The 3,375-nt window shown below is 43.9% G+C and carries 2 protein-coding genes; one reads left to right on the top strand and one right to left on the bottom strand.

Annotated elements, in window-relative coordinates; genetic code table 11:
* Positions 1 to 266: 266 nt before the first annotated feature.
* A complete protein-coding gene (locus LG34_RS15865; RefSeq protein WP_109216940.1) occupies positions 267 to 1,661 on the bottom strand; it encodes a PLP-dependent aminotransferase family protein in 1,395 nt (464 codons plus the stop codon).
* Between the two features lie 111 nt (positions 1,662 to 1,772).
* Between LG34_RS15865 and LG34_RS15860 the strand changes: the two genes are divergently transcribed.
* Positions 1,773 to 3,263 (top strand): aldehyde dehydrogenase family protein, encoded by a 1,491-nt coding sequence (locus LG34_RS15860; protein ID WP_109216939.1) that lies wholly within the window; start codon positions 1,773 to 1,775, stop codon positions 3,261 to 3,263.
* Positions 3,264 to 3,375 lie beyond the last annotated feature (112 nt).

Genomic DNA, 3,375 nt, shown 5'->3' with positions numbered 1-3,375 from the left:
TTACTCACCACTTGCAGAAGTGGGAGTCTTCTCGACTGAGATAAACAATCGTTTTTTCGAATTTTATCAGTTATAACTGGCAAAATTATATTTTTATACTTTTTGTCATTTATACTTTAATTGTATCATTTCCACTAAAAAATTTACAATATCCACAATGTAACTTGAGAACTCCTGTGACTTTTTCTCAAGGAGCGATTGCCAGCGACTGAGATAAAATCGCAGGAGTTCCTATAAAAACCTAAATAGTAAATTTTTAAGCCACCCTAAACAAAGATTTCGCCCAGCACCCCAGCCACTTCCAGCATATGGCTCTCTTCCAGTCCGGAATAATTCAACACCAGCACATGCCAGTACAATTCTTTCTCCCCGATACAAAATTCAGAAAGACAGCACAGATTAATCCCTTTCATCCTTGCCCGCAGCTTGATTTCTTTATCGGAAAGCTTCGTTTTTAATTTTACCAAGATATGTGTACCGGTCTCCATACCCAAAATTTCTTCTGCCGGAATGGTCGGTGTCATCTGGATCGCATTTTTCAATTTTTCTCCCTGACTCAGATAATAGCGCCGCATACGATTTAAATGCCGGTCAAAATATCCGTCCCGCAGAAACGCTGCCAGTGTATGCTGCTCTAAATTAGAAGATGTATTTGAAAAAAAGTTCGCGGAATTGACGTACTGCTCCAGCAATTTTGGTGGCAATACCATGTAACTGATCCGGATTCCTGGGCTCAGTGTTTTGCTGAAGGTATTCATATAAATAACGCGCTGGCTTGCATCCAGACCATACAACGCCGGGATCGCATGTCCGCTGTATCGAAATTCACAGTCATAATCATCTTCTATAATATAGTGGTCCGCGGATTCCTCCAGCCACTTCAACAATTCCTGTCGCCGTCTGGCAGTCATGACAGTTCCAAGCGGATAATGATGCTCCGGGGAAGTATGTACCACCGTTGCACCGCTTTTTCGCAAACTTCCCATATGAATTCCATCTTTGCTCATGGACGTCCAGGTCCATTTTACCCCCAGGTCTTCATAAATCAGACGGATTTTTCGATAACCGGGGTTTTCCACCGCATACACTGCATTTGCCGGAAGCAGACCGATCAGTTTTGAATACAAGTATTCGATTCCGGTTCCGATGACAATGCAGTCCGGTGACACCACCATACCTCTGTTGTGATACAAATATTTTGCAATTTCATAACGCAGCTCCGGACTTCCAAGAAATTCTCCCCGCTTCATCAAATGCAGATTGTAGTCTCCAAGCACCTGACGCATGACTTTTGTCCACATGGAAAACGGGAACTTCTCATATACTGTGGTGTTTGCCGTAAAATCTACCATCCAGTTTTCATCCTGTTCCGGAGAGGCTTCTTTTATCTCTACCTTCTGGTATCTTAATGGTGAATCAAAATCAGATACCACATAATAGCCACTCCGCTCTCTGGATTCCAAATATCCCTCCATCAAAAGCTGTTCATAAGCATTCATAACCGTTCGGATACTGATGCCGTTTGCCTCAGAAAGCCGGCGTTTTGAGGGCATTTTCTCCCCTTCTGCCAGTTTTCCACTCAAAATATCTTCTTTCAGACATTGATACAGATATTCATATTTCGATTTTTTTCCCCTGTTTGTCAAATCATACACTAACACGATTCTGGTCTCCTATAAAAACATTTTTCTGGTTATTGTAAGATATCAGATTCTATTGTAATATAACATCAAGCAAAAGTAAAGCGCATCACAAATAAGGAGGTATCTATTATGAGTTGTAACAATCAGTTAAAAGAAAACTATGGGTTATTTATCGGCGGAGAATGGCGTCTGGCATCTGACGGAACAACCTACCAGAGTACCAATCCGGCAAACGGTGAAGTCCTTACACAATGCGCACAGGCTACCAAAGAAGATGTCGATGCAGCTGTCGCAGCAGCATGGAAAGCATTTCCGGAATGGAAAAAGACAACAAAAGAAGAACGTGCCGCAATCCTTGATAAGATTGCTGACCGCGTAGAAGAAAATCAGGAATGGCTGGCAAAGGTTGAGACCATGGATAACGGAAAACCGATCCGTGAGACAATGGCGATCGATGTTCCTTATTCTATCCGCCACTTCCGGTATTATGCAAGTCTGATCCGTACAGACGAAGGTGTTGCTTCTATTCTGGACGGCGGTATGATGAGTCTGGTTCTTCGTGAGCCGATCGGTGTTGTCGGACAGATTGTTCCATGGAACTTCCCATTCTTGATGGCGGCATGGAAACTTGCTCCGGCTATCGCTGCTGGTGACTGTATCGTATTCAAACCGTCATCCACAACATCCCTCAGCATGCTGGTATTTACCGAACTGATCCAGGATCTGCTTCCGGCAGGCGTATTAAACCTGATCACCGGTGCAGGTGGAAAATCCGGACAGTATCTGTTAGATCACCCGGATCTGTGTAAACTTGCTTTCACAGGTTCTACAGAGATTGGTAAAAACGTTGCTCTGGCTGCTGCCAACAAACTGATTCCGGCTACTCTGGAACTTGGCGGCAAGAGCGCAAATATTATTTTCAACGACTGCAACTGGGAAGCTGCCATCGACGGCGTACAGCTTGGTATCCTGTTTAATCAGGGACAGGTTTGCTGTGCTGGCTCCAGAGTATTCGTTCAGGAAGATATTTATGACAAATTCGTTGCAGAACTGGTAAATGCATTCCAGCATATCAACGTTGGTGATCCGTTAAATCCGGAAACTCAGATGGGTGCTCAGATCAACAGACATCAGGCAGACAAAATCCTCTCCTACGTACAGATTGCCAAAGAAGAAGGCGCAACCATCGCATGCGGCGGTGACTATTATACAGAAAACGGCTGTGAAAAGGGAAGTTTTGTTCAGCCGACACTGATCACAAACGTTACCAACGATATGCGTGTGGCTCAGGAAGAAATCTTTGGACCGGTTGCTGTTGTGATCAAATTTAAAACAGAGGACGAAGTCATTGCTCTGGCAAACCAGTCTACTTATGGACTTGGCGGTGCTGTATGGACCAAAGATATCCATCGTGCGCTCCGTGTCGCAAGAAGTATTGAGACAGGACGTATGTGGGTCAATACATACAACCAGATTCCGGAAGGCGCACCGTTCGGCGGTTACAAACAGTCCGGTATCGGTCGTGAAAACGACAAGGCAATTCTGGATGCTTACAGCCAGACAAAGAACATCATGATCAACTTAAATGATGCACCAAGCGGATTTTATCCGGCAAAATAAAACACTATAAATCAGCAATATCTTTATCGTGTAAAAATCAACATTGTAATATTGCAATTATGAGATTCAAGAATGCTCCGGCATTCTTGTTGCGAGGTGCGCGTCATGCAAT

This window comes from Eubacterium ramulus (assembly GCF_003122485.1).
GTDB classification, from domain to species: Bacteria; Bacillota; Clostridia; order Lachnospirales; family Lachnospiraceae; genus Eubacterium_I; species Eubacterium_I ramulus_A.
Note: the sequence above shows the minus strand (reverse complement) of the source record. Positions and strands in the feature narration are given on the sequence as shown.

Excerpts from the sequence above, each read along its gene's own strand:
- LG34_RS15860 (WP_109216939.1), top strand. The coding sequence starts at position 1,773 with ATGAGTTGTAACAATCAGTTAAAAGAAAACTATGGGTTATTTATCGGC.